The organism is Clostridium ragsdalei P11, assembly GCF_001675165.1.
In the GTDB taxonomy this organism is placed as follows: Bacteria; Bacillota; Clostridia; order Clostridiales; family Clostridiaceae; genus Clostridium_B; species Clostridium_B ragsdalei.
In genome coordinates this window covers 1-26469 of the sequence record NZ_LROS01000011.1, presented here as the reverse complement: position 1 = coordinate 26469, position 26469 = coordinate 1, and the positions used below count along the sequence as shown (strand labels likewise).

The 26469-nt window shown below is 30.1% G+C and carries 26 protein-coding genes; 19 read left to right on the top strand and 7 right to left on the bottom strand.

The annotated features are described in order from the left end of the window. Positions 1-36: 36 nt before the first annotated feature. Positions 37-609: a helix-turn-helix domain-containing protein gene (locus CLRAG_RS05010; protein WP_065077392.1), complete on the bottom strand. Its 573-nt coding sequence runs from the start codon at positions 607-609 to the stop codon at positions 37-39. A gap of 125 nt (positions 610-734) precedes the next feature. Here CLRAG_RS05010 and CLRAG_RS05005 point away from each other — a divergent pair, with 125 nt between their 5' ends. Genes CLRAG_RS05005 through CLRAG_RS04995 form a run of 3 tightly spaced genes read left to right on the top strand, consistent with a single transcriptional unit; the run spans position 735 to position 2511 of the window. Then, entirely contained in the window at positions 735-1445 is a 711-nt protein-coding gene (locus CLRAG_RS05005; RefSeq protein ID WP_065077391.1) for an AzlC family ABC transporter permease, read from the top strand. Continuing rightward, positions 1442-1756 carry an AzlD domain-containing protein gene (locus tag CLRAG_RS05000; RefSeq protein WP_065077390.1) on the top strand — a complete coding sequence of 105 codons (315 nt, stop codon included), beginning with the start codon at positions 1442-1444 and terminating at the stop codon, positions 1754-1756. Before CLRAG_RS05005 ends, CLRAG_RS05000 begins: the two co-directional genes overlap by 4 nt. A gap of 38 nt (positions 1757-1794) precedes the next feature. After that, positions 1795-2511 carry an alanyl-tRNA editing protein gene (locus tag CLRAG_RS04995; RefSeq protein WP_065077389.1) on the top strand — a complete coding sequence of 239 codons (717 nt, stop codon included), beginning with the start codon at positions 1795-1797 and terminating at the stop codon, positions 2509-2511. Between the two features lie 34 nt (positions 2512-2545). Here the strand turns inward: CLRAG_RS04995 and CLRAG_RS04990 are convergent, their stop codons facing one another. Further along, entirely contained in the window at positions 2546-2986 is a 441-nt protein-coding gene (locus CLRAG_RS04990; protein ID WP_065077388.1) for a MarR family winged helix-turn-helix transcriptional regulator, read from the bottom strand. A 162-nt stretch (positions 2987-3148) separates the two neighbouring features. Here CLRAG_RS04990 and CLRAG_RS04985 point away from each other — a divergent pair, with 162 nt between their 5' ends. The 7 genes from CLRAG_RS04985 (at position 3149) to CLRAG_RS04955 (ending at position 10062) form a co-directional block, all read left to right on the top strand. Beyond that, positions 3149-3700: a glutathione peroxidase gene (locus CLRAG_RS04985; RefSeq protein WP_065077387.1), complete on the top strand. Its 552-nt coding sequence runs from the start codon at positions 3149-3151 to the stop codon at positions 3698-3700. Between the two features lie 143 nt (positions 3701-3843). Further along, positions 3844-4941 carry a helix-turn-helix domain-containing protein gene (locus tag CLRAG_RS04980; RefSeq protein WP_065077386.1) on the top strand — a complete coding sequence of 366 codons (1098 nt, stop codon included), beginning with the start codon at positions 3844-3846 and terminating at the stop codon, positions 4939-4941. Positions 4942-5293: 352 nt separating this feature from the next. Further along, the gene (locus CLRAG_RS04975) at positions 5294-5638 is read left to right on the top strand and encodes a phenylpyruvate tautomerase MIF-related protein (RefSeq protein WP_065077714.1); all 345 of its coding nucleotides are present in this window, start codon (positions 5294-5296) and stop codon (positions 5636-5638) included. Positions 5639-5862: 224 nt separating this feature from the next. After that, positions 5863-6201, top strand: coding sequence for an arsenate reductase family protein (locus tag CLRAG_RS04970; protein ID WP_065077385.1), 339 nt, complete (start codon positions 5863-5865; stop codon positions 6199-6201). A 110-nt stretch (positions 6202-6311) separates the two neighbouring features. Further along, on the top strand, positions 6312-7478 hold the full coding sequence (locus CLRAG_RS04965) for an AI-2E family transporter (protein ID WP_065077384.1): 1167 nt from the start codon (positions 6312-6314) through the stop codon (positions 7476-7478). A 157-nt stretch (positions 7479-7635) separates the two neighbouring features. Next, positions 7636-7821, top strand: coding sequence for a hypothetical protein (locus CLRAG_RS04960; RefSeq protein WP_065077383.1), 186 nt, complete (start codon positions 7636-7638; stop codon positions 7819-7821). Between the two features lie 207 nt (positions 7822-8028). Beyond that, complete coding sequence (locus CLRAG_RS04955) at positions 8029-10062, top strand: methyl-accepting chemotaxis protein (protein ID WP_065077382.1); 2034 nt, start codon at positions 8029-8031, stop codon at positions 10060-10062. Between the two features lie 49 nt (positions 10063-10111). Here CLRAG_RS04955 and CLRAG_RS04950 read toward each other — a convergent pair whose 3' ends face one another. Both CLRAG_RS04950 and CLRAG_RS04945 read right to left on the bottom strand, forming a co-directional pair. Continuing rightward, entirely contained in the window at positions 10112-11524 is a 1413-nt protein-coding gene (locus CLRAG_RS04950; RefSeq protein ID WP_065077381.1) for a sensor histidine kinase, read from the bottom strand. Between the two features lie 57 nt (positions 11525-11581). Beyond that, a complete protein-coding gene (locus CLRAG_RS04945) occupies positions 11582-12298 on the bottom strand; it encodes a response regulator transcription factor (RefSeq protein ID WP_065077380.1) in 717 nt (238 codons plus the stop codon). Positions 12299-12460: 162 nt separating this feature from the next. On the opposite strand from CLRAG_RS04945, the gene CLRAG_RS04940 reads away from it, so the two are divergent. Genes CLRAG_RS04940 through CLRAG_RS04930 form a run of 3 tightly spaced genes read left to right on the top strand, consistent with a single transcriptional unit; the run spans position 12461 to position 14874 of the window. Then, the gene (locus tag CLRAG_RS04940; protein WP_065077379.1) at positions 12461-13372 is read left to right on the top strand and encodes an ABC transporter ATP-binding protein; all 912 of its coding nucleotides are present in this window, start codon (positions 12461-12463) and stop codon (positions 13370-13372) included. Continuing rightward, complete coding sequence (locus CLRAG_RS04935; RefSeq protein WP_065077378.1) at positions 13369-14130, top strand: ABC transporter permease; 762 nt, start codon at positions 13369-13371, stop codon at positions 14128-14130. The genes CLRAG_RS04940 and CLRAG_RS04935 overlap by 4 nt, the downstream gene beginning before the upstream one ends. A 12-nt stretch (positions 14131-14142) precedes the next feature. Next, positions 14143-14874 (top strand): ABC transporter permease, encoded by a 732-nt coding sequence (locus CLRAG_RS04930; RefSeq protein ID WP_065077377.1) that lies wholly within the window; start codon positions 14143-14145, stop codon positions 14872-14874. A gap of 268 nt (positions 14875-15142) precedes the next feature. Here the strand turns inward: CLRAG_RS04930 and CLRAG_RS04925 are convergent, their stop codons facing one another. Next, complete coding sequence (locus CLRAG_RS04925; protein WP_065077376.1) at positions 15143-15883, bottom strand: LytR/AlgR family response regulator transcription factor; 741 nt, start codon at positions 15881-15883, stop codon at positions 15143-15145. A gap of 230 nt (positions 15884-16113) precedes the next feature. On the opposite strand from CLRAG_RS04925, the gene CLRAG_RS04920 reads away from it, so the two are divergent. Together CLRAG_RS04920 and CLRAG_RS04915 are read left to right on the top strand one after the other, a co-directional pair. Beyond that, a complete protein-coding gene (locus tag CLRAG_RS04920; RefSeq protein ID WP_338030848.1) occupies positions 16114-18030 on the top strand; it encodes a methyl-accepting chemotaxis protein in 1917 nt (638 codons plus the stop codon). Positions 18031-18094: 64 nt separating this feature from the next. Further along, entirely contained in the window at positions 18095-18829 is a 735-nt protein-coding gene (locus CLRAG_RS04915; RefSeq protein ID WP_065077375.1) for a hypothetical protein, read from the top strand. A 44-nt stretch (positions 18830-18873) separates the two neighbouring features. Here CLRAG_RS04915 and CLRAG_RS04910 read toward each other — a convergent pair whose 3' ends face one another. Then, complete coding sequence (locus tag CLRAG_RS04910; protein WP_065077374.1) at positions 18874-19269, bottom strand: pyridoxamine 5'-phosphate oxidase family protein; 396 nt, start codon at positions 19267-19269, stop codon at positions 18874-18876. Positions 19270-19548: 279 nt separating this feature from the next. On the opposite strand from CLRAG_RS04910, the gene CLRAG_RS04905 reads away from it, so the two are divergent. Then, entirely contained in the window at positions 19549-20940 is a 1392-nt protein-coding gene (locus CLRAG_RS04905) for a methyl-accepting chemotaxis protein (protein ID WP_065077373.1), read from the top strand. A 100-nt stretch (positions 20941-21040) separates the two neighbouring features. Here CLRAG_RS04905 and CLRAG_RS04900 read toward each other — a convergent pair whose 3' ends face one another. After that, positions 21041-22450: a sodium:solute symporter family protein gene (locus tag CLRAG_RS04900; RefSeq protein ID WP_065077372.1), complete on the bottom strand. Its 1410-nt coding sequence runs from the start codon at positions 22448-22450 to the stop codon at positions 21041-21043. Positions 22451-22785: 335 nt separating this feature from the next. Between CLRAG_RS04900 and CLRAG_RS04895 the strand changes: the two genes are divergently transcribed. From CLRAG_RS04895 to CLRAG_RS04885, 3 genes are read left to right on the top strand one after another with little or no spacing between them, the layout of a single operon-like run. Continuing rightward, complete coding sequence (locus tag CLRAG_RS04895; protein WP_065077371.1) at positions 22786-23583, top strand: electron transfer flavoprotein subunit beta/FixA family protein; 798 nt, start codon at positions 22786-22788, stop codon at positions 23581-23583. Positions 23584-23595: 12 nt separating this feature from the next. Next, complete coding sequence (locus CLRAG_RS04890) at positions 23596-24573, top strand: electron transfer flavoprotein subunit alpha/FixB family protein (protein WP_065077370.1); 978 nt, start codon at positions 23596-23598, stop codon at positions 24571-24573. Between the two features lie 13 nt (positions 24574-24586). Further along, on the top strand, positions 24587-25972 hold the full coding sequence (locus tag CLRAG_RS04885) for an FAD-binding oxidoreductase (RefSeq protein WP_065077369.1): 1386 nt from the start codon (positions 24587-24589) through the stop codon (positions 25970-25972). Positions 25973-26469: the final 497 nt, after the last annotated feature.

Genomic DNA, 26469 nt, shown 5'->3' with positions numbered 1-26469 from the left:
AAAGCAGGTGACTTTGTTAAGGTTACCTGCTTTAAATTATGGCAAATAGTATTTAAGATTCATTGGATAATAATTTAAAATGGTCATTCTAATCATTTCATTTGAATTATTTATATATGTATGGGTTTTAGAGGCATCAAATGAAATCGAATCTCCTGGACTTAAAACATATGTTTTATTGTCTGTTTCAAGAGTAAGCTCTCCATCAAAAACCAGAATGTACTCATACTCATCCTCACCGTGAGAATTTGAAGTATATGAACTTGCTGTATCTAATTCAACCCTAAACAATTCAAAATTTCTCTCATTTTGAGTAGAAAAGTGGCAATAAACTCTGTACTTTCCATCTTCACTGCATTGATTTATAGTATCTTCTTTTTTTACTAAAGTAGTTTTACTTTTAGGTTCATCTATAAGTGCTGTATAGGGAACTTTGAGCCCATTTGCCAGTTTCCATATTGTATTTATAGTTGGGTTTGATTGACCTCTTTCTATTTGCCCTATCATAACCTTGCTAACACCTGAGAGTTCAGAAAGATTGCTTAAGCTTAGCTTTTTATCACTTCTAAGTTTCTTGAGATTTGAAGCAATTATATTATTTAAATTCATTTTATTTCACCTCTTGACAAATATAACGTACGGTTGTATAAATATAGTATACCAAACTAAACTATAACGTACAATATTTATATTATAACATACGAAATGAAACTATTAAATATTAGGGGGCAAAAATGGCTGAACAAGATACAACTTACTCAAACAAGAATTCTTTTATAAGTGGGGCAATAGATTGCATTCCAACTTTGTTTGGATATTTAAGCATAGGATTTGCCTGTGGGGTAGTGAGTAAATCCTGTGGTATGACTATCTTAGAAACAGTGGCTATGAGTACTTTCATATATGCAGGTTCATCTCAATTTGCTGCTGCAGGAATGATACTGTCATCAGTATCAGTTCCAGGTGTAGTCTTGACTGTATTTTTAGTGAATTTAAGACATCTTTTGATGAGTGCATCCATAGCACCTTATTTTAGTAAAAATTCACTTTTTAAAAATTTTACAGTAGGGGCACTTTTAACGGATGAAACTTTTGCACTTGCTTCATCAAAGGCAAATAGTGAAGACAAAATAGACTACAAATGGATGATGGGAATAAATCTGACAGCCTATATAAATTGGATATTTGCAACTTTTATCGGGGCATGTTTTAGCAGCTTGATATATGACTATAAAAAGTTTGGACTTGATTTTGCACTTCCAGCTATGTTTATAGGTTTATTGATTTCAAGTGTGAAGGAAAATTCTAATTTAAGAAAATCCTGTGTAATTATAATTTGCTCTGCTGTAATATTGCTTATTTCTATTAAATTTTTATCTGCAAATACGGGAATTATGATCGCAGCCATACTTGGAGTAATTATAGGGGGGGTAATAAGAAAATGAATATGTATATCTGGTACATAATTATAGGCGGCTGTATAGTAACAATACTTCCTAGGACACTTCCTGTAATGTTGATTTCGAGAATTAATATAAATGATAGAACAGCGGAATTTTTAAAATATATTCCCATTTCTATTTTGACAGCCCTTGTAGTGTCATCACTGTTTATTTTAAATAATAAATTTTCTATAGATATAGCTACTGTACTTGCATCAATTATAACTGTAGCAGTAGCTGTTAAAAAGAATAATCTGCTTTTAACTGTAATAGTAGGAGTAATATCTATAGCAGTGTTAAGGATGATATTTTAATTCAAAAATTAATAAATATTTATGAGGAGGATTTAAAAATGACTGAATTGTTGTTTCAAAAAGATAGTTATTTAAAGGAATTTAAATGTAACATTGTTAGTGTAGATGAGGAGCAAAATGCTGTAATTTTGGATAAAACGGCTTTTTACATAGGAGGAGGTGGCCAACCTTGTGATACTGGAATACTTGAGAATGGCCAAAGCTTGTATACTGTGAAGAAAGTTAAAAAGATAGGCAATAATATATATCATTATATTGATGGAAAGCTTCCTGAAGTTAATGAAGGTTGTATTGGGAAAATAGATTGGGAGCATAGGTATAAATTAATGAGAACTCATACTGCAATGCATATTTTGTGCGGTGTGGTGTGGAGAGATTATAAAGCACAGGTTACTGGTGGAGATATGGATTGCCTCAGTGCAAGAATGGACTTTGAATTTGAAAACTTTGATAAGGAGTTAATAGATGAAATTCAAGAGAAAATCAATAAGGAAGTAGAAGCTAAGAGAAACATTAAGGTAAATATTCTTAAAAGAGAAGAAGCATTTAAAATACCAGATTTGATAAGAACAAAAATAAATCTTCTTCCAGAAGGAATTAATGAAATAAGAACAGTTGAAATTGAAGGACTTGATCTTCAAGCAGATGGAGGAACACATGTAAGAAATACTTCAGAAGTTGGAAAGATTAAGATAGTAAAGTTTAAGAGCAAGGGAAAAATCAATAAAAGAATATATGTTGAAATAGAAGAATAGTAACGTAGTAATAAGTAGATTTATTATAATAAATCTACTTATTACTAACTACATTTTTAAGAAGTAAATCCACGTCTTTCTTTATTTTTTTTAATGTTTCTATATCTGTATTTGTAGATTTTAAAATGCACTCGGGAATAGTTAATGCTTGATTTTTTAAATTTTGTCCTTTTTTAGAAATAGTAATAAAAAGAAATCTCTCATCTTTGGAAGATCTTTGCCTATGGATTAAATTTATATTTTCCATTCTCTTTAGCAAGGGAGTAAGTGTTCCTGAATCAAGGTGTAATTTAGATTCAAGATCTTTTAGCGTTATAGAATTTTCTTCCCAAAGTACGAGCATTACTAAGTACTGAGGATATGTTATACCAAGTTTATTTAAAAAAGGCTTATATATTTTAGTAATAGCTCTTGAACATGCGTATATAGAAAAACACAATTGATTTTTAAGTTTAAGTTGATCGTTATTTTGCATTAAAATGAACTCCTTTTTCAAATCTATTTTAAATATATATTATAAATGAAAATAAGTTTTTTGTTAACAGCAATTAAATTAATTGTGCAAAATTTAATTGCATAAAATTAAATTGGTGATATAATTTAAACATAAAAAGAATATGATTGGAGGAAAAATTTTATGTTAATATATGATTTTAAAGTTAAAACTATAGATGATAATGAAATATGCCTGCAAAAATATAAAGGGAAAGTGCTCCTTATTGTAAATACTGCAAGTAAATGTGGATTTACACCGCAATATGAAGAACTTGAATCTCTTTACAAGAAGATTGAAAATGAAAAGTTTGAAATCCTAGGCTTTCCATGTAACCAGTTTGCAAATCAAGAACCAGGAACAAATAAGGATATAAAACAGTTTTGTAAAATAAATTATGGAGTTACATTTCCTGTATTCGCTAAAATAAATGTTAATGGATGTGATGAACATCCCCTCTATAAATATCTAAAAGAAAAAGCTCCTTTTAAAGGATTTGATGAAAGTAGTTCAAGTGGCAAACTTTTAAGTACATTTTTAAATGAAAAATTTCCTGATATGCTTATTGGAAACTCAATAAAGTGGAATTTTACAAAGTTTTTAATAGACAAAAATGGAAACGTAGTTAAAAGATTTGAATCACCAGTTGAACCTATGCAAATAGAAAATGAAATTTTACAGCTTATTTCCAAATAAGCATTATTAGTGATATTTTGATTTTTTAACTAGCGGTTAAGTTTTTTATATAAATTCAACTATACATCCATTGGTATAAGAGCTCTAATAAGGTATACTAAGTGTTGTAAGGCCTTATAATCAAATTATGGAGTGAATATGATATGGATAAATTGCAGATAGGTGAAGTAATATTTAAACTTAGAAAAGAAAGGGGAATTACACAGGATCAATTAGGAGGATTTATTGGAGTATCCACAGCAGCAGTGTCAAAGTGGGAAAGTGGTAATTCCTATCCAGATATAACTCTTCTTCCTGTACTTGCATTATATTTTAATGTTTCTATAGATAAACTTTTGAATTATAAAATTGAACTCTCTGAAAAAGAAGTTATGGAGATATTTAAGAAATGTGAAGTATTGTTTAGTAGTGATAAAGTTGATGAAGGAATTAATAAATCCATGGAATATATATCAAAATATAAATCAAGTTATTATTTGAAATATATGATAGGATGCCTGTTTAACATGTATTCGTGGAAAAAGGGAGAAGAAAAAATAGAAAATATAATGCTTAAAAATTCTGTTGAATTGCTTGAAAATGTAGTGGAAAATTGTAATGATATAAAATTAGTTGAGCAATCACTATTTCAGCTTGGTGGTATTTATTCTTCCATTGGAGAAAATGATAAGGGAATAGAAGCATTAAATAAAATTCATAAAAATCAATTTAATGTTGATTTTATGCTTGCAAATATATACCTAAGTAAAAATAAGATTAAAGAAGCGAGAAAAATACTTCAAAGTCAGTTGTGGAAAAATATATTTGGAATTAGTTTTACCTGTTTAGCATTGGCTAAATCTTATATTAAAGATAAAAACTCAGATGTTATAGATAAATATTGCAATTTGGCTGTAAGTGTTAAAAAGTTATTTTCTCCAGAATGTGATAAAGTTATTGGTATGCATGTAGAATATATGAATTTTGCACAAATTTATCTTAGGCTTGACGAAAATAAAAAGGCAATAGAAATGTTGTATAAGTGGATACAATGCATTAAAAATAATGATATAAATGCACCTAAGGATTTTTCATCTACCTGGTGTTTCAATGAACTTTCAGAAGGAGAACGTGCCTTTACTTTGGATTTGTATGAAAACATGATGAAGGTGTTAGAAGATCCAGTATTTGATCCTATTAGGAAAAGTAATAATTTTGAGGCTATTTTAAAAGATTTGAAGGAAATTAGAAAACTTAGATAGATTACGCTTGATTCCATAATTGTAAATATTGCTTTTTAAAACTGTACAAAAAAATACTCCATATGGAGTATATTAAAAAATTTTTTTCTCTATACAATTGTAGTTGTATGGAGAAATTTTTTTATCTTCAATTATATTACATTTAATTACACTTGACAATATTTTGCTTATGCTGAGAGACTAATAAAGGTGAGTCTTGAGAAAAGCAAATATGTGATTACAAGTTAGCACCATTAACACTTACTATAGGTTTTGATGGTGCTGAAGTAATACAATAAAGTATTATGAAAAAATGAAAAGTTACTGTATAATAATATTGATCCATTGTAAACAAAAGAAGGGAAGAATGTTTATGCCATATATAAATTCAAGATTAACAGTAAAGCTTTCATATGAGCAAAAAAAACGTATAAAAAGTGAAATGGGAAAAATAATTTCAGAGATTCCTGGAAAATCCGAAGAGTGGCTTATGGTAAGTTTTGATGATGATAAAACAATTTATTTTAGAGGAAATAAAATGGAAAAGGCTGCCCTTGTTGAAGTAAAAATATGTGGAACGGCTGAAAGGGCTTATAAAAATAAGGTTACTGATTTAATATGTTCTTTTTATGAATCAGAGTTTAATATACCAAAGGATAGTATATATGTAATCTTTAGTGAAGTTAGCGATTGGGGATTTAATGGAAATTTATTCTAGATATTTAATTATAGGCTTGCGCCAGGCAGGTCTATTTTTTATCAATGAATCTTACTTAGTGGGAGTTTGTTTCTCCCACTAAGTTTAGATGAATTATCTAGGGGCGTAGCTACTGTTATCTCCCACTTTGATAGAAGTGGGAGTGTTACAGTAGGTAGCCATCAGACAAATAGTATATATTCGGAATTATTTATGTTGAGCAATAATTTTAAGGGGAGTTGGAAATGAATATTCAAATATTTGGAGTGAAAAAGTGTTTTGATACAAAGAAAGCTGAACGTTACTTTAAGGAAAGAAGAATTAAATATCAGTTTATAGATTTAAATATTAAGGAAATAAGTAAAAGGGAATTACAGAGCTTGAAGGCAGCAGTAGGTATTGATAATTTGATAAATAGTAAGGTAAAAGAATATGATAAATTAAATATTGGACTAATAAGGAGCAGTGATATAAAAGAAGAGATACTTTTAAAGAATCCAAAGCTTTATAAAACTCCAATTGTTAGAAATGGGAAACAGGCTACAGTGGGATATGAGCCTTCAATTTGGAGTAAATGGGAGTGATCGGATAAAAATGTTAAGTAAAATAAATATATTAGCTAAAAATGCAGAAATATGATAAAGTAAATGGTGAGATAAGAAACATAAGGTTAGCTTAAGAGAGAGAGGGGAAAATGAAAATAGATAAAAAATTACTAAAATACTGTATATATGCAGGAGCAACAGTGATTCTAATTTATATTGGTATAGCATTTTTAAATAATATAGGTAATATATTTGCTCTGCTGTGGAATCTGTTAAAAAGAATCATTAACCTTGCAAAACCTTTTTTTATGGCACTAGTAATTGTGTACTTATTGAAACCAGGAGTGGGAAATATTGAAAAGTTCTTAGAAAAGAAAAAGATACTAAAAAAAGCATCACACAGAAGAGTAATAGGAATTATAGGGGTGTATACATTAGTAGCAGCTATTTTTGCAGCCGTTGTAAGTGGAATATATATTATGATTGGTGGAAAACTCTCTCACAATACAAATATAGCAAATATGGCGTCGTATTTAAATGAATATTTAAATAACCCAACATTGTCAGTTAGTTCTGTTAGTGAAAAATTAAAAAGTTTAAATATTTCAATACCTACAAGTTTAAATGATAAGATTGCTCAAATAGTAAGTTATGTACAATCTTATTTTTCAGCAAGTATAGGAGCAATGACAAATTCTATTGTAGCTATAGTAAGCAATATAGCTTTATTTTTTATAGCTATAATATTAAGTATTTATTTAATACAAGATTCCGAGTATTTTGTAGGGTTATGGAATAAAGTTTTTAGCCTTGTATTTGGAAAAAGTAAAACAGGAAGCAAATTAAAAGAAGTATTACATGTTATGGATGTTACATTTTATAAATATATAAGAGGACAATTGCTAGAGGCATCTATAGTGGGAGTTCTATCAGCTATTGTACTGTATTTTATTGGCATAGATTATGCTTTAGTTATAGGAGTTATTGCAGGTATTTGTAATATGATACCATATATAGGAGCTGTTGTTGGAACTGTTTTGGCAGTAATTATGGCACTACTAGGTGGACAACCTATTACAGCAGTATGGGCAATTATTGGAATGCTTGCAGTTCGGCAGGTAGATGATAGCTTATTGGCACCTAAAATTGTAGGAAATAGTGTAGGACTGCATCCTGTATTTACTATGATTGCAATACTTGTAGGTGGAAATTTGGGAGGGCTTATAGGAATGCTTGTAGCTGTACCTACTGCTGCTTCACTAAAAATACTATTGGGTAAATGGTATGCTTCTCATATGGAGAAGTCTGCATCTTAAAAAATAATTGTTAATATTGTTTTTTAAAAGTTCATAAAAAATACTCCATATAGAGTATTTTCAAAAAAAGTTTTTCTCTATACAATTATAATTGTATAGAGAATTTTTAGTTAGTGGAATTCTTTGTGTGTAAAAAAATTAAATTGGAGGTATATAAATGAAATGGGAGGTAGTAAAAAGGCAAACTAAAACTGGTATGTACATTAGCACAATAAAGTCATTTGAGTTTGATAAACAGTCTAAAGGTAAAGTATATGGTGAGGCCTTAAAATATGCTGAACATAAGAATAAAATATCATTTATAAAAAAATATTATTATGAGGTGGAATTTAATTGGAAATAATCTGTATATTTAAAAACTCTTATTGCTGCTAAAAGCATCAATGAATCTTATTTAGTTGGGGAAACAGAAAGTCGTGGGATGTAGATGTGCTTAAACATAACACAACGTTTTGTAAATTAATATTTTATTAAATATTTTGACAAAATATACGAAAATAAGGTTAAATAAAATAATGTATTTTATGCAGTATATGGAGGAGATGCTTATATGTCTATAAAAAGAAAAATTCCACTTTTAGTAGCAATAATTGTTATCATTTTAATGACTTTAACTACCATATTTATTGATAATAGATCCAGCAACTTAATAGAAACTAAAACGGAAAGTGAAATAGAAGAAATATGTAATCATTCGTCTCAAACTATAAGTGCAATAATTGAAAAAGAAAAGTTGGGGGTTAGAATATTTTCAGAAAAAAATGTGGTTGTAAATTTACTTAAGACAAATAAAGATTCTAGTAACATTGAGGATTTAAATAAGCAAAAACAAGATATGAATTTAACTTTACAAAACTATGTTAAAGAGAACAAAAATCTTGAGCACATATTTTTGGTTGACACAAATGGAAATATAATTGCAGACAGTGATAAGAACTCTCTTGGTAAAAACGTAAATGATAGATCCTATAATAAACCTAGTTTGGAAGGTAAAGCTTCAGTAAGTGAAGTTATGATGTCAAAAGTAACTAAAAATCCAATAATAGTGTTTACGAATCCTGTAGTAGGAAATGGTGAAATTTTAGGATATGTGGGTACAGCAGTATATGGAAGTAGCTTTTCAAAGTATCTAGCTGGTTCTAAAGTAAGTAATTTTTCATCTAGTTATGGATTTTTATTAGATTATAAAGGCAATACCATTTACCATCCAACTAAGAGTAAAATAGGTAAACCTGTTGAAACGCCTCAGATAAAGGATGTAGCTGATAAATTAAATAAGGGTGGAAATGTAAGAGAGGATGTCCTTGAATACAATTTTAAAAATGTAGATAAAATAGCAGGATATAAGGTTATCCCTGAAACAAATTGGATTATAGTAGTAACTTCTGATAAATTAGAAGTGCTAAAAGATGTTAAATCTATGAGAAATATTATAATACTTATAGCAATAATAGCATCAATTTTAGCTATAGCAGCAGGATATATGTTTTCAACGAGGATTACCACCCCTATTACTCAAATAGTTAATCTTATAAATAAAACAGCAAATTTAGATTTGAACCATGAAAAAGATTTTGACAAACTGTGTAAATATAATGATGAAATAGGGACAATGGCTAATTCTATAGAAAATATGAGAAAAGCATTAAAAACAATGGTTAAAGATATGAAAATGTCTTCGGATACAATAAATTCAAATGCTGTGTTAGTGGAAAAATTAACTGGTGAGTTAAAGCTCAATTTAGAAGGTGCATCAGCAGAAAGTCAAAATCTTTCAGCTGGTATGGAACAAAATGCAGCTTCGGTAGAGGAAGTCTCAGCTTCATCTGATGAAATTGGAAATGCTGTGAATTCCATGGCCCAAAAATCTGTAGAGGGTTTAAATAAAGCTAACGGTATTGAAAAGAGAGCAGAAGAATTAAAAAGAGATGCAGTTGAGTCAAATGAAAAGGCCAATGAAATATATTCCTCTGTGAAAGATAATCTTGAAAAAGCTATTGAAAATTCTAAGGCTATTGAAAAAATAAAGTTGTTGTCTACGGATATAATTTCTATTACTGATCAAACAGGTTTGCTTGCTCTCAATGCTTCAATAGAAGCAGCTAGAGCTGGTGAAGCAGGAAAGGGATTTTCTGTTGTAGCTGATGAAGTCAGACAATTGTCAGAGGAATCTGCAAAGACAGCTGGAAACATTCAAAATGTAGTTAATGAGGTTACAGAAACAGTAAAGAATTTATCAAGTAATTCAGTAAAGCTTCTTGAATTTATAAATCAAATTGTTTTAAAAGACTACAATAAGTTAGTTGAGACAGGTAAAGAGTATAGTCAAGATGCTGAAACAGTGAACAATTTTATGAACGATTTTAGCAGTTTAGCAGAAAAATTGAGTTCATCAATTAATGAAATAAACAATGCTATGGGTGAAGTGGCAAATACTGTGACTGACGGTGCAAAAGGTATTACTGAAATTGCTAGTAAAATAACTAATATAGATGAAAAGTTGGGTACGGTAAAGACGACTACTGAAAACAATAAACAAAATGCTGATAAACTGCAAGAAATTATATCTCAATTTAAACTTTAAATTTTATCAAAAAAGCTGGACTTAAAAGTTCAGCTTTTTTGATATTAAATTAAAAGATTATGGTTATGATTGTACCTTCTCCTAAAGTGCTTTCTATATGTATACTTCCTCCGTGGGCATCTATTATCTGCTTGGATATTGCCATACCAAGGCCCGAGCCTTCTGTTGAAGCACTGGTATTTGTCCCCCTATAATATCTCTCGAAAATGTAGCTTAAATCTTTTTTAGGTATGCCTTTACCGTTATCCTTTATTATGATGTAGACCTTATCTTTTTCATAAATTGAAATATCAACTTGGACATCCTCCTTATTGTGAGTTATAGCATTAAAAATTAAATTACTCAGGGCTCTTTTAAAAAATTTTTTATCAATAAAGGCTTTTATTTTTTCATTTTCGGGATAAAAATTTACATTTCTATTTGAGTACATTGGATGATTTAAAATTCCTATAATTATATTTTGCAAAAGAGAGGTTATATTTACCTCTTCTTTTTTTAGAGGAACAGCTTTATTTTTTAACTTGTAGGTCAAATTTAAATCTTCCACTAATGACTGAATATAGGAGGATTTATTGTAGATTATTTCTGAATACTCGTGAATTTCGTTTTCAGAAAAAGTATAATCCGGGTCCTTCATTATTTCAGCATATCCTTTTATAGAAGATAGCGGCGTCTTAACATCATGGGATATGGATGAAATCCAGGTGTTTCTCATTTTTTCAAGTTCTTCTCTTTTTGTTTTGTTTTCCCTAAGTGTTTTGCTTAAATTATTTAAGTTAGAAAAGACGCTTTTATAAACACTTTTTTCTGGATAATTTATTTCATAATTGCCTTTTGCAAGATTATTTATGCCGCTTATTATGTTTTGAAGCGGTTTAGCCATTCTCTTTCCAAATAGGAAATAAGCTATAATTATGGCTGCCAGTATATTTATGCACAGTAATAGAATAACACCATTCCAAAAGAAACTTTTTAAGGCAGAAGGATTAAAGGTAAGAGTATGTTTTGCCACACGATTAAGTGGAAAACCTATTATATAGGCAAAACTCCTATTATGGTATTTCCTCTCGCTTACAAACACAGAGGAATTTGCTATGTCATATTTGTAAATATGGGTATATTCTATTGGTGTATATTTAGTAGGGACTGCTTTTGGCTTATTAAAAGAATATGCTTCTTTAAAATTTTCATCTATTATTTGAACCCACGCGTTATTTTTTAAAATTTTATTTTTACCATCTTCTTTTACAAATGGTACTCCATTTTTAAAGTCTATGTATTCAGAAAAGTTTAAGGTAATCCTTTCGGGGGATAAACTAGTTAAATTTTCATTAGTATATACAATTACCTCATTCCAAACAATTAAATTTATGAATAATTCAATTATGACTATAAATATTAGTGTTACAAGAAATTTTGTAGTCAGGGTCCAGTTGGTTTTAATTTTACTTATAAATTTCATTTGTAGTTACCTCAAAATTAAGATTATAAAAGTCTAAATATCAAAAACAAATATTTGTTATTTAGAAATTTTCAATTTATATCCTAGTCCCTTAGCAGTGACTATGTATTTTGGATTGGAAGGGTTATCTTCTAACTTTTGTCTTAGCTTTCTAATATGAACCATTATTGTATTGTCATATCCTTCATAGTCATCATTCCAAACTTCATCACATATCATTTGCTTGGTTAGTATTTGATTGGCGTTTTGAGCCATATAGCATAAAAGGTGGTATTCCTTTGGAGTAAGCACTACATTTTTATCGGATTTTGATACTTCACCTTTTTCAAGATCAATTACTATATCTCCAAAACTTATCTTTTCCTTTTTCATGGACATTTCATTTTTAATATATATGTTTCTTCTCAAATGAGCTTTAATTCTAAAGGCAACTTCTTTAGGGCTAAAAGGTTTAGTTACATAGTCATCTGCACCTAGTCCAAGGGCAAGTATTTTATCTACATCATCAGATTTTGCAGATAAGAATATGACTGGAACAAAAGAAAAGGTTCTTATATTTTTGCATACCTCAAAGCCGTCCATATCTGGCATCATTATGTCCAAAACTACTATGTCAGGTTTTTCGGTTTTGCACAATTTTATACCCTCTGTGCCATTTTTAGCCTTAAATATTCTTCTAAAACCTTCTTTTTTAAGCACTGTTTCCAGGAGCTTTAACAGCTCCACTTCATCGTCTATTAAAAGTATCTTCCTATCTAAAATGTTATCGTACATGGTTATCTCCTTTAACTATCAATTGTCAATTTTATTATAACATTATTTACATATTGTTTAATTAAGTAGAAAAATTTTAAGGTTCCGTTAAGGTTTAGGTAAATGAAATTTAAGCTTGCAGCTTTATTATAGGGTCATAAGTTAATTGAGGGAGGAAATCGTATGTCACAAGAAATTTTACAAACAAAAAATTTAGCAAAAAATTTTAAGGACTTTAAGGCAGTAAAAGGAATAGATTTATCAATAAAGAAAGGTAGGGTATATGGATTTTTAGGTCCCAATGGTGCCGGAAAATCCACAACTATAAGAATGCTCCTGGGACTTATAAAGCCAACGAGGGGACAAGTTAAAGTCTTTGGTAAAGACTTAAGAAAAAATAGAATGAGCATTTTGAAAAAAATAGGATCTATGGTTGAAGCACCATCCTATTATGGAAATCTAACAGCTTATGAGAATTTACAGGTAACAGCAGAACTTTTAGAGCTTGACAATAAGTATATTGATGAGGTTTTGGAAGTTGTAAAACTCACTGAATGGAAAAATAGACAGGCCAGTAAGTTTTCACTTGGTATGAAACAAAGACTTGGTATTGCCCAGGCACTTATATCAAAACCAGAACTTTTAATATTGGATGAACCTACTAATGGACTTGACCCATCTGGAATTCATGAAATAAGAGGACTCATTAAAGAACTGCCCAAACTCTATAACATGACAGTTATTATATCAAGTCACAATTTAAGTGAAATTGAACTCATAGCAGATGATATTGGAATTATAAATAGAGGAAAGATGTTGTTTCAAGGAACACTTGAAGAACTTCATTCAAAGAGTAAAGGACAAATTTGCATAGAATCTAAGGATTTAAAGAAGATAGAAGATACGCTAAATAGTGGTGGATATAAGTATAAAGTAAGGGAAAAAGAGATTTTCTTAAAACCTGAAGGAAGAGAGCCGGATGAGATTTTAAAACAACTTATATTAAACGGCAATAGAATATTTAAATTTGTAGAAGTACAAAAATCTCTTGAGGAAATATTTCTTGACCTTACTGAGGGAGGAGAAAATATATGAGATTTATGTCAATTTTAAAATCTGAACTAATAAAATACAAAAGATCAGTGTTGTGGAAAGGTGTATTTTTTATTCCGATTCTTTCATTTGTACTTTTATTTATGGATTTGCATTTTAGATGCAGCTTTTTAATGTCAGATAGTCATATAAAGTATTTAGCTGAAATTGGAATTTACGGTAAGGTAGGTGCTCTGCTCTATGAAAGTCATCTTGCTACGTTATGGTGCATACTTTTAAATTTGTCCATTGTTGTAGTGGCAGTTATCGTAAATTATACGGAATACAGCGAAAATACCTGGAAGCAAATAATAGCAAGGCCTGTTGAAAGAAAAAAAGTTTATTTATCCAAATGGATTGTAGTACTTATAGCTGCAGTTATATTAGTGATGTTAAATGGAGTATTTTTAATGATTATAAAAAGTTTGTTTCATATAGATGGCAGCTGTGCAGTGATTTTTAAATATGCGGGGCTAGAACTGTGTACAGTTTTAGGTGTAGTAAGCTTTCAGCAATTTATAAGCTGTTATATGAAAAATTCTCTAGCATCAGCAGCTGTAGGATTTGCAGGAAGTATAGGAGCCTATATGTTTGCACAGAGCAAATTACTTTCATATATAGTACCATATGCTAATGTTCTACTGGCACTGCCTTCAGGAGGCAGTAAAGATGTATATACTGTAGCTTTCTTTGGAATAGTGTCTGGAATCTTATGGCTTGCAATTGGAATTTTAGAATTTAATAAAAGAGATATTAAGTAGGGAGTGAGCAGTATGAAAAACATATATAAAGTAGAATTACTAAAATTAAGACATTCAAAAATACTTAACATAGTGATGTTTCTTCCACTGTTTTTTGTAATACTTGGTTTTACAAATTTCTTAAGATACAAAAAGCTTTTTACGGAAAAAGGACAAAATGTATGGAGTCAAGTATATACTCAAAGTTCAATATTTTATGGATTGTTTATCATAGGATTATTTATTACAATTGCAATTGCTGTTTTGGTTAGAATAGAAAATAGTGAAGATAATTTTAAAAGAATGCTGACGCTGCCTGTGAAAAGAAGTGAATTATATATAGCAAAGCTTGTTATAGGCTGCGGTATAGTATTTTTAAATCTTATATTATTTATGCTTCTTACGATCTTAGCAGGTGCAGTTATAGCACCACATAGTCAAAGTATGCCAAGGGAAATGATATATGCTCCGCTGCTTGCAATTATAGCTTCACTGCCTGTTATAGCAGTTCAATATTATCTGAGTATGAAATTCAAAAATATTGCAGTACCGCTGGGAGTAGGACTAGCCTTTTCTTTTCCCTCAGTTCTTATTGACAATACTAAGTATTGGATGCTTTTTCCCTGGGATTATCCAGGAAGGGTATTACTGGGTGGTTCAAATATGAGTTTTAATTTTCCACCATATATGTATGTAGTATCTGTTATTTTATTTATAGTAGTTACATTAGTTGGAGTGTGTGAATTTAACAATAGAGATGTTTAACTTACTCAGCTTTTGTATATACAAATTTTTAATTAATAGTTAAGAATGAAGAATTAATAGTTAATGTGGATTTTTTTACGTTACACTACAAAAAATCTTTGATTAAGCTTTTCATCACTCGTTTCGCTAAAGCGAAACATTGATGAGTTATATAAATTTAAAGATTTTTTGCGACAGCTAAAAATCATCCTTCACTATTAATTTTTCATTATTAATTCTTAACTTGTAAAGCTTTGCTTTGCTTTGCAGTATTTTTAAACTGGGAAAGTTAATCAACATCAACTTTCCCGCTTTTTATTTGTTCAAAGCAATAATTAGAATAAATTTGTTTAATAATACTAGCTTTATCCTTACGAATAGGAACTTTAGCACCATTTTTTAAAAGGAAGTCAATTTCTAGCATAGAAGATATATAAAACATATTTATGATATAGCTTCTATGACATCTTAAAAAGGATGACCCACTTAGGAGATCCCATAATTTTTTTAAAGAAGAACAGGTTTTTATAATGTGAGTACTTGTGTGAATAAGACAAGTTTTATCATATACTTCGATATAATATATATCCTTTAGGAGGATTTTCATAGAAATACCTTTACTGTAAACTTCAATAAATCGCATATTGTTTGAAAACTCATTTTGACATTTGTCCAGTAAACGTTTAATCTTATCATAACTAACTGGTTTTATAAGGTATTGCATTGCGTCTACTTCGAAGGCATCAAGAGCGTGACTTTTACTGCTGGTAACAAAAACTATTATGCACTTTTCATCATGAATTCTAATTTGTTTTGCAATTTCAATACCGTTAGAGTAAATTTTATCGTCTATATAAATATCTAAAAATATCAGTTGAAAATTTACTAGTGTAAAATCTGAGAGTAATTTATTTCCACTTTTATAAGTGAAAATTTCAATTTGAAAATTATAATTATTACAATATTTTTTAATCATATGAATTAAAACTTGCATATCAGATTCTAAGCTATCACATATTGCAACATTCAAAATTTAATTCCCCCAATTTATATAATGTTATGAATAAAATTTATTGATTCCAATGAAAACTTTAAATTCTTAAGTATAATTTTATCATCAAGTTTTGCTTTTAGGAAGAACTTACGAAATAAAATGTTATTTTGCGAAATGTTACTTGATTTTCTATAAGGATTTATATATAGTTTATAAACAGAGTTCTTGGCATCAGATGGAGTTTTGACTTCACATGATGCTTAGAAATCGTTATCCAGGGACGTAGCTGCTCTTTTACTGCCACTTGGGGAAGTGGGGGTATTAGAGCAGGTAGTCATCAAACAGTTACAATTCATGCTCAAAATTTATCTTCATGGATTAAAGCTAGATTATCACAGGTGGAGGTAATTGCAAATACTGAATTGGTATCGAGCATGAATTATAATGAAATAATACCTTATTTTAAAAGAGAACAAAAAAATTATAACGGAGTTTTTAATAGCATTGGAATATCTGATACATCTGGAAAGTTGGTTATGCAAAATGATGTTACGATTGATATAAGCTCGGAAGATACATTTCCAAAGGTTATTCAAGGAAAACAAATTATATCAGATCCATTTAAAGATAAGCAAAATCCTTCAAATTTAATAATCTCTATGGAATGTCCTGTAAAAGACATAAAAAGTGGAAAAGCAATTGGACTTGTGAGTGGTGCTTGCCTTGTTTCTACAGTTTTCAAGGAAAATACCAATTTTCATATAGGACAAACTGATAAAGTGTATATATTGAGTAATAAAGGTGATGTTTTATATAAGCAAAGTAATGATGGACTTAATGAAACTAATTTATTGAAGAGTTCTAATAGTGAGCTTAATGGGTTAGTTAAAGAGGCACTGTCTAAAGATAGTTTTTTAGGACAGTTTAAAGACAAGGATGGAACGAAGATGCTGTTTTCTGCTCATGTAGACGGAACAAATTGGTATATGCTTCTTCAGGTTCCTACAAAAGAGTATACTTCTAGCTTAAATTCATTATTATATTTAATATTAGCAGTTAGTGTTCTTGCAATAATATTTTTAATAGTAGTGTTGATTATTTTACTGAAAAAGTTTTTTAATAGGCTTTTAAAGATATCTTTACTTGCAGATAAGGTAGCAGAAGGAAATTTAATGAATTTTTTGCCGGAATCTTCAGATGAACTTGGTAAAATTAATATAACTTTTAATAAAATGATAAATAACTTAAAGAATATAATAATCAAAATAAGAAGTGTTTCAGAAGTTGTTGTTGAATCTTCAAATAGTTATAAAGAGGTTAGTTTAGAAGTGGTACAAGAAGGAAAAAACATTAAGCAATCAATAGATAATTTAACTTCAGGATCAAAAAATATAGCGGAGGAAATACAAAACATTACTGTATCGGTAAATGATGTTGAAGATAAATCCAGAGAACTTGCGGAAATAAGTACTAGAATTGATGAAATGATAGCTGAAGCAAAAGATAAAACTTCAGACGGCTCTAAAAATTTGCATACCACAGTAGAATTATTAAGCAAAATGGAACAAAAAGTAAATATTTCATCAGATGTTGTAACAGAACTTTCAGAGAAGTCTAAGACTATAGCAAATGTAACAACTACTATAACGGATATAGCTGAACAGACAAATCTATTAGCTTTGAACGCTAGTATTGAAGCAGCTAGAGCAGGGGAACAGGGTAAAGGATTTGAGGTTGTTGCAGAAGAAGTTAGAAAGTTAGCTGAACAGTCTGAAGTGGCTGCACAAGAAATTTCAAAGGAAATACAAGAAATTCAAGGCAAAATAACAAATGCTGTAGTATCAATGGGTGAAAGTATTAATTATGTAGGACTAGGGATTAAATCTACAGATAATATATTAGTTATATTCTCAGAAATTGAAAAAGAAATTGATAGAATTAAAACTATGAGTTTCAATGTATCTGAAATAGCAAAAATAGTATTACAGAATAATAGCAAAATATTTGAGTCAGTTTCAAATACGTCTGCCATGAGTGAAGAAGCAGTTGCAAGTGCATTGTCTTTTCAAGATATGGTAAGTAAGCAGGAAGATATATTTTTAAATCTTAAAGGAGCATCAGAACATTTAGATGAACTTTCAACAGCATTATCAGGAGAAATTTTTAAGTTTAAAATCAACTAGGAAAGAGCACTTTTTTCAATTATTAATAGAATGATAGTATATTAATAATTGAGAGAGGATATATATGTTTTTTAGATTTCCTGATGAGTTTATGAAAAACAAAGATAAGGTATACATTATAGACAAAAAATTTGCAGATGTAAATGGGGATGGACGTGTTGAAACTTTAATTATTACGGGAAAGAAACCTTATGGAGAAAATGGTTTTATAGATGACATAGCTCTTGTTGTAAGAAATAAAAAGACAGGGTTAAATATAAAGGTAAAACCAAAAGAAAATTCTGGTTATGATCCTAAATTATTTATAGGAAAATTTGATAAAAAGAGCAGTATACCTTTTGCATTTTTATCTATAGATTCAGGTGGCAGTGGTAGATATTATTTTGATTATATTTATTCTTTTAAAAACAATGTGACAAACCTTGTTTTTGATTATGATAAATTTAATGATGAAAATATGTATGATGCTGTATATGAAAATTTCTATAGGGTAAGTGTAAAATCACAAAATAGAAATTTGAAGGGTGTAATAGATCTTAAATCTATAAGAGATGAAGAATATTTATCAAAGATTTACAATAAAGATGGGACCCTTAAAAAACCTGAAGCAGCAGGAGTGCTGTCACTTTCCAATCTTTCACCTTTAAGCATAAATGGGTCTGGGATTTTTGATCTTTTAGCAGGTCAGAGGATAATAGGACTTTATAATTCAGATACTTTGGGATATGTGGAATCCATTTTAAGATGGGACAAAGATAAGTTTATGACTATAGAAGTTAGACTAGTAGTATCAATGTAAATTATAAAAGCTAAAGTGTATCTGCACTTTAGCTTTTATACTCTTTAAAATTTAACGTTGTGAGAATTACCCTGCATATCATAGAATGTTGCATCAGCCTGGTCTATGTAGAATGTCTCGAAAGTAGGATCGCCTACTTTATACATATTTTTAAGCATAGGCATAGTATTCAAAACAGCTTCTTGTGATTCTTTAGAGGTATTAAAAACTGCCTTTCCATTTAACCTGAGCCATTTCCCTTCTGGAGAAGTTGCACTGATTTGCATTGTAGAATTAGCTTTTAATTGCTTATATACATTTTTTGTATTGGCAGTGCAGAAATATAATTTGTTGTCGTATTTCATTGCAAATCCAAAAGGACGTAATGCAGGTGCATCTCCATTTACAGTAGCAAGATAAAAAACTTTGTTGTCAGTTAAGAACTTTAAAACTTCATCCATAATTAGTATCTCCTTTTACTATAAAATATTTTTAAAATGTAACTAATTACATTTTAACACAAAAATTAGAATAGATAAATTATATGGTGAATTTTTCTATTGATTGTTGAAGCTCACTTAAAAAATCAAAAATTTTGTTTGCAAAACATGTTTTTTTATGAAGAATTATGGTAAGTGTATGGCATTAATTAGACCACAATGATATAATTGCCATGTAACAAATGAATAAAATTATTCAAATTAAAATAATTAGTATATGATAATTGGGAGGAATCATTTTTGTTTGATAAGTTATTAAAAAAAACAGATACAAAAGAAGATCAATATGTGAGTTCAGATTATATACATAAGGACATACTTGTAAAACTTTTTTCTGATGCAGCACAAGGTAAAATGACAAAACTAAGTTTAAGAGATGTAAAGTGCAGTGATGTGGTAGAAAAATGGAATGAAGTTATAGACGTGATGTGTGAATCCAGAAAAAAAAGCATTCTTGAAACAAATGATGTATTACAAATGGTAATTAGGATGGATTCAATTAGAGATATTATCAAAAGTGTGGATATACAAACAGAGCATTTACATTCCATGTCTCAAAATAGTGAAGAGCTAGAGGCATCTATTGAGGATGTTTCTAATATATCACAAAAAATGTCAAAGAGTTCAAGTGATGTAAAAAAAGTATCTGAAACAGGAATAAAAAATGTGTATGATTCAGTTGAATTTGTAAAAAAATCATTTGATGATATTGACATAATAGACAAGCAAATGAAAGGTGTTAAGGAAAAAACTCATAAAATAAATGAAATAGTTGATATTGTAAAAGGTATTGCAGATCAAACAAGTTTACTGTCACTAAATGCTTCAATTGAGGCAGCAAGAGCAGGAGAGCAAGGTAAAGGATTTGCCGTTGTTGCAGATGAAGTAAGAAAACTTGCTGAAAATACTACAAGTTCAGTTTTAGATATACAAAAAAATGTTTCGAATTTGCAAAAAGATATTGACTCATCAGTTGATAAAATCAACCAGACAGCTAAGCAATTAGAGTCAGGTAAAGATCTAGTTAACAGCTCACTGGATTCAATCAATATAATTGGTAATTCAATAGACAGTGTTAACGAAACAATTAATCAAGTTGCAGCAGATACAGAGGAACAAACTGCAGCAACCCAGTCTTTTGCTAGTAGTATTATGGAGCTATCCCAGCATGCTGATCATATAGACAGTAATTGTAAAGGTATTGGAAAATTTATATATGATTTAAGTAAAAGAATAGACTCTATGAGAGTTGAAATGCTTAAAAATAAAGAATGTCTCACAGATTCTGATATGGTAGAAATCTATAAAACTGACCATTTACTTTGGAGATGGAGAATATATAATATGCTTCTTGGTAACGAAAAAGTAAATATTAGTGCTGTAGAAGATTATAAGGGATGCAGACTTGGAAAGTGGTATTATAATATAGATAGTGATAAGTTTAGAAATAGCAAGGCCTTTGTAGAGTTAGAAAAATCACATATAGAATTACATGAAGTTGCAAAAGAAGCTGCTCTTGCATATGAGAAAAATGATATAAAGCTGTCAGAAGAATGCCTTGAAAGAATGGATATGTGTTCAAAAAAGGTATTTGCTCTAATGGATGAGATAAAAAACGCCAAACTAAACTAGTGAAATTACATTTATAGTGATTCTAACTAAAAAATCAACTTATACGGAGTATAAGTTGATTTTTCGTTTAGAATCACTATAGATAAAAAGTCAATATTTATTAAGCAATGTTTTCTTCTTTGTCGATAGCAGATTCAACTTTATTTTTATCTATTGAATTAACAATTATATATGAAAGTAATCCTACAATTATACCAAAGATTATTGGATAATTAGAATCAACTCCATATTTAAAAAATGTTCCAGAAACTACTATAGTACTTAAAAATAATGATACAAGGCCTGCTTTTGGACTGAATTTTTTAAGTACAAATGCAGCAAGTACAGGTACGAATACACATCCTGACAGATAAGCATAGGCCATATCCAGTGCTGTAAGTACATCTTGAATCAAAAATGCTATTATCATAACTCCAATTCCAATTAAACAAGCAAATAGTCTATTAATGGCAATTGATTTCTTTTCATCAGGATTCTTATTGATAAAACGAGTATACACATCATTGTAAAGTATAGTAGAAGATGCAAGGATAGAACCGCTAGCAACTGACATTGTAGCAGCCATAGCAGCAGCTATAACAAAACCTTTAACTCCAATTGGCAGGAATAAAGAAACTCCTGAAACAAAGGCATTTTGAGGATCTTTTAATGATGGCAAAGCTATGTATACACACATACCTAGTAAAATAGCAGCAGCTCCATATATCATGCTGTAGAACCCCGCTAAAATAGTTCCTCTTTTAGCAATCTTTCCATTTCTTGCCGTAAAAATACGCTGCCATATATCCTGTCCAATTATCAAACCAGGGATATACATTAGAAGATACATTACAATACTATCATATCCTATACCTGTTATACTAAGGTGTGATTGAGGTACTGATGTTAAGATGTGGTGAATACCGCCCATTTTTACTATAGCAAATATAGGAATTAATATAACAATACCAAGAGTTTTTATGACAAATTGTATAATATCTGTCATGGAAACAGACCACATTCCTCCTATAAAAGTATAAAATATTACAATTCCACCGCCAACTAGCATAGAAACTTGTGTATTCCAGCCCATTATACCGCTTATTATTGCTCCAACAGATACAACTTGTACAACACTCATCATCATTGTATATACGAATGTAAGTAATGAACTAAATATTCTTGCAGATTTACCGTAGTTATTTTCTATAACTTCATTAATACTAAGTGCTTTCATTTTTGAAAGCTTGGAGGAAACTAAAAATCCAAGGGCTATTAAGCCTAAGCCTAAACTTCCTGCTAGCCAAATACCAGATATACCAAATGTATATCCTAATTTTGCACCACCTACTGTTGCTGCACCGCCTATTGCAAGGGCAGCCATGCATCCAAAAAACATTGGAAATCCTAGTCTTCTACCAGCTACTAGATAATCTTCCTTTGTTTTTGTAAATTTTGTTGAGAAAATACCAATACTTATCATTACAATAAAGTATAAAATAATAATACCGTAATCAAATGTAGTTAACATTTAATAGCCTCCTTTAAATTTGTCTATACTTGATAGATTTTTAAATATAATTTTTTTGAATATTTATTAAAAAAATTCATAATCTGTTAGTATTAAATTTTTCATGCATATAATCATTTGATATTAATGGTAAATGGGAATATGCCGCTATTACAAATATAAAATTATATTACTTGAAACGACGTTTCTTGATATAATATTATCACTTATAAAATTAAAATCAATACAAATATGCAAATTTTTATTATTTTCTTTGCATAATAATTCATATTTTATATTGACTTAGTGCTGTCTTAATGATATTCTACGTGGTAAGACCACTAGGAGGAGTATTTATGAAGATAATTGTACTTATAAAAGAAGTTCCAGATATGGAAAAAGTAAGATTTGATAGTGAAAAAGGTGTTGTGGACAGGTCATCTGCTGAAGCTGAAATCAACCCCTTTGATCTAAATGCCCTGCAGGAGGCAGTTAATTTAAAAAACGAATTTGGAGGAGAGGTAACTGTTATTAGTATGGGGCTTCCAAGATCAGAAAAATCACTAAAGGATGCCTATGCTAGAGGTGCAGATAGAGGAATCCTTTTAACGGATAGAAAATTTGGTGGAGCTGATACATGGGCAACAGCCAATACCATTGCAGCTGAAATAAAAAAGATAAAGGATTATGATCTTATTATTTGTGGTGAAAAGTCTGTTGATGGGGATACAGCTCAAGTTGGAGCAGAAGTAGCTGAATTTTTAAATATACCCCATGCTTATTATGTTGAAAAAGTTAATGCTGTTTCCAGAAATGAAATTGAAGTAACCATTGAAAATATTTGCGGAAAGAAACAAAATAGAAAAATGAAAATGCCAGCACTAATAAGTGTAACTAAGAACGTCAATTATCCTGAGTTGCCTTTGTTAGAAAGAAAGCTTGAATCATTAAAAATTGAAATAGAAAAATGTTCTTTAGAAAACCTTAATGGGTATATAAAAGGAGAAGAAGCAGGTTTTAACGGTTCTAAGACTAAAGTTGTTAAAATAGTGGTGCCAAAGGAAGTAAAGCGGGAAAGTAAAATTTATAAAGGTAATTTAAATTGCTACATGAAAGATGTAATTCATATGATGAAAGACAAAAATATAATATGAGGTGGTGACAACATGAAAGATTATAAGGGTATTCTCATTTATGTGGAACAACATGAAGGTACTATACACAAAGTAAGTTATGAACTCATTAATAAAGCAAAGGAGCTCTGCAAACAGAGTAATGCACCACTATGCTGTCTAGTCCTTGGAGATGAAGGCATAGATGTTAAAGGGCTGAATTACTGTGGAGCAGATAAAGTATTTTATATGAAAGATAGATGTTTTGAAAATCCAGAAGAATATCTGTTTAAGGAGAACATAGTTAAATTTGTGAAAGAATACAAACCAGAAACCATATTGATAGGCGCTACTAATTTTGGACGTTCTCTTGCACCTAGAATTGCAGCGGCTTTGAAAATAGGGCTTACGGCAGATTGCACAGATTTGAAAGTGGATGGAGATGGAAAACTTATACAGGTTAGGCCAGCTTTTAGTAATAATATCTTTGCTCATATAAAATCCAAAGGTTTTCCCCAAATGGCTACAGTGAGGTACAAAGAATTTAATGAGGCAGAGAGAAATGAAAAAAGGGATATAAATGTTTCAGTAATAGAACCTTATGTTAGGTCATATGACAAAATAAGCTGGATACAGGAGTTTAAGAAAGAAAATTTTGATATTACAGAAGCAGAAGTTGTAGTTGCTGCTGGCAGGGGAATTAAAAAAGCAGAAGATTTACATATGCTTGAAGAACTTGCTTCATTACTTGGCGGCAAAATTGGAGCATCAAGAGCTCTTGTAGATGCAGGAATGATTGGAAGTGCCCACCAAATAGGCTATAGCGGAAACAGGGTAAAACCAAAGATATACATTGCCTGTGGTATATCGGGTGCTCCCCAGCATATAGCAGGTATGAAGGAATCGGAAGTTATTGTTGCTATTAACAGTGATCCTTCTGCACCTATATTTAATATTGCAGACTACGGATATGTAGGAGATTTATATGAAGTTATTCCGAAAATGATTGAAGAAATAAACTCAACTAAATAATGGAGGCTTGATGATGGAACAAGGAACAATTGATTATTTAATAAATACTGTTGGCAGCGATTTTGTAATAACAGATCCTGAGCAAAAGTTATCTTATATGTATGATGAAATAGAACACAATGTAAGACCTAAGGTAAATATGGAATCGGTAGTTGTAAAGCCACTTAATTCAAAGGAAATATCTGAAATTGTAAAATATGCAGGTGAAAACAAAATTCCTATTGTAGTACACGGTGGTGGGACAGGGCTCTGTGGAGGCGCTAGTCCAATAAAAAAAAGTATTGTAATTTCAATGGAAAGAATGAATAAAATCATTGAAATAGATGAGAAAAATATGATGGCAGTAGCTGAAGCAGGCGTTACACTGGCTCAGCTGATTGAAGAATTGGAAAATCACAGCGGAATATGCTTCCCTGTGCACCCTGGAGACGAGGGAGCGCAAATGGGAGGTATGGTTGCAACCAATGCAGGCGGAGCAAGAGCTGTAAAACACGGTATTATGAGAAATCACATAAAAGGTATTGAAGTAGTTCTTCCAAATGGTGAAATACTAAACCTTGGAGGGAAATTGCTTAAGGATAATACAGGATATAACCTTTTACAATTGATTATGGGAAGTGAAGGAACTCTTGCCATTATAACAAAGATCACATTTAGATTATATCCTGAAGATAAATTTACGGCTTCGATAGTATTGGCTTTTGAAAATATAAGTGATGCCTCAAATGCAGTTCTCGAAATTATGAAAAATGGAGTTGCTCCACTTGCAGTAGAATATCAGGACAGATATTTAAATGTAAAATCTGCTGAAATACTTGGACTTCACTGGCCTCTTGATAAGGGCATGGCGGATCTTCTTATTATTTTATCAGAGAAAAGTGAGGAAGCACTATATGCCTCCTGCCAAATAATTAATAATGTATGCAAGAAATATAATGCAAGTAAAGCTGTATTTGCAGGTACTAAAAAAGAGCAGGCTGAAATGCTTGCTATAAGAAGCGGCAGTTATGAAGTAATAAAGGAGAATATTGCTTATTCTTTTGATATGGCAGTTCCGGCAGGATATATGCCTGACTTTTTAAATGATTTGTGGAAGCTTGTGGATTCTTATGGTACAAATTCTTATATAACAGCACATTTGGCTGATGGAAATGTACATAATGATATTTATATGGTGGATGGCAAAAATCCTGAATATCTGGAAGAACTTAAAATGAAAATGTACAAGCTCTGCTTTAAATATGGCGGTACTTTAACTGGGGAGCACGGCATAGGAAAGCTGAGAATAAAGGATTTAACTCTTCAGAAGTCGAAAGCGGAAATTGAGCTTATGAAAAGCATAAAAAGGGCATTTGACCCGAATAATATTCTCAATCCAGGTACAGTACTGGAAATGTAACTGTAAAATTATAGAGTTTCTAAGCAAAAAATCAACTTATACTTCCGGATATTTTTACAACCTTCAGTTCATCAAATATTTTGATAAGTCTAAGTAGAAAATTTGTAAAAACTTAAGGACTTTTAAAAACTCGTACCTCAAACAATTCAAAAGTCCTTAGTTTTTTAACAAATTTTCCACTAAGACTTATATACAAAATATTTAAAAGAACTTCATTATTGTAAAAATATGCCTGCGTATAAGTTGATTTTTAAGTTAGAAACCCTATATAGGGTTTCTAACTAAAATATTAACTTATACAGAATAATTAAAATTCTTCTCCAAATACTAAATGTACGGAGAAAGGAGTTTTAATTATGGGAAGAAAATCATTTGAAATAGAATCACTGTATGATTATAAAATTGAAGATTTAATTGAGCTAAAAAACACTACGAATTCTAAATTTACTAGATTAGTATTAGCTGTGGTTACTATGAGATATCGAGGATGCTCAAAT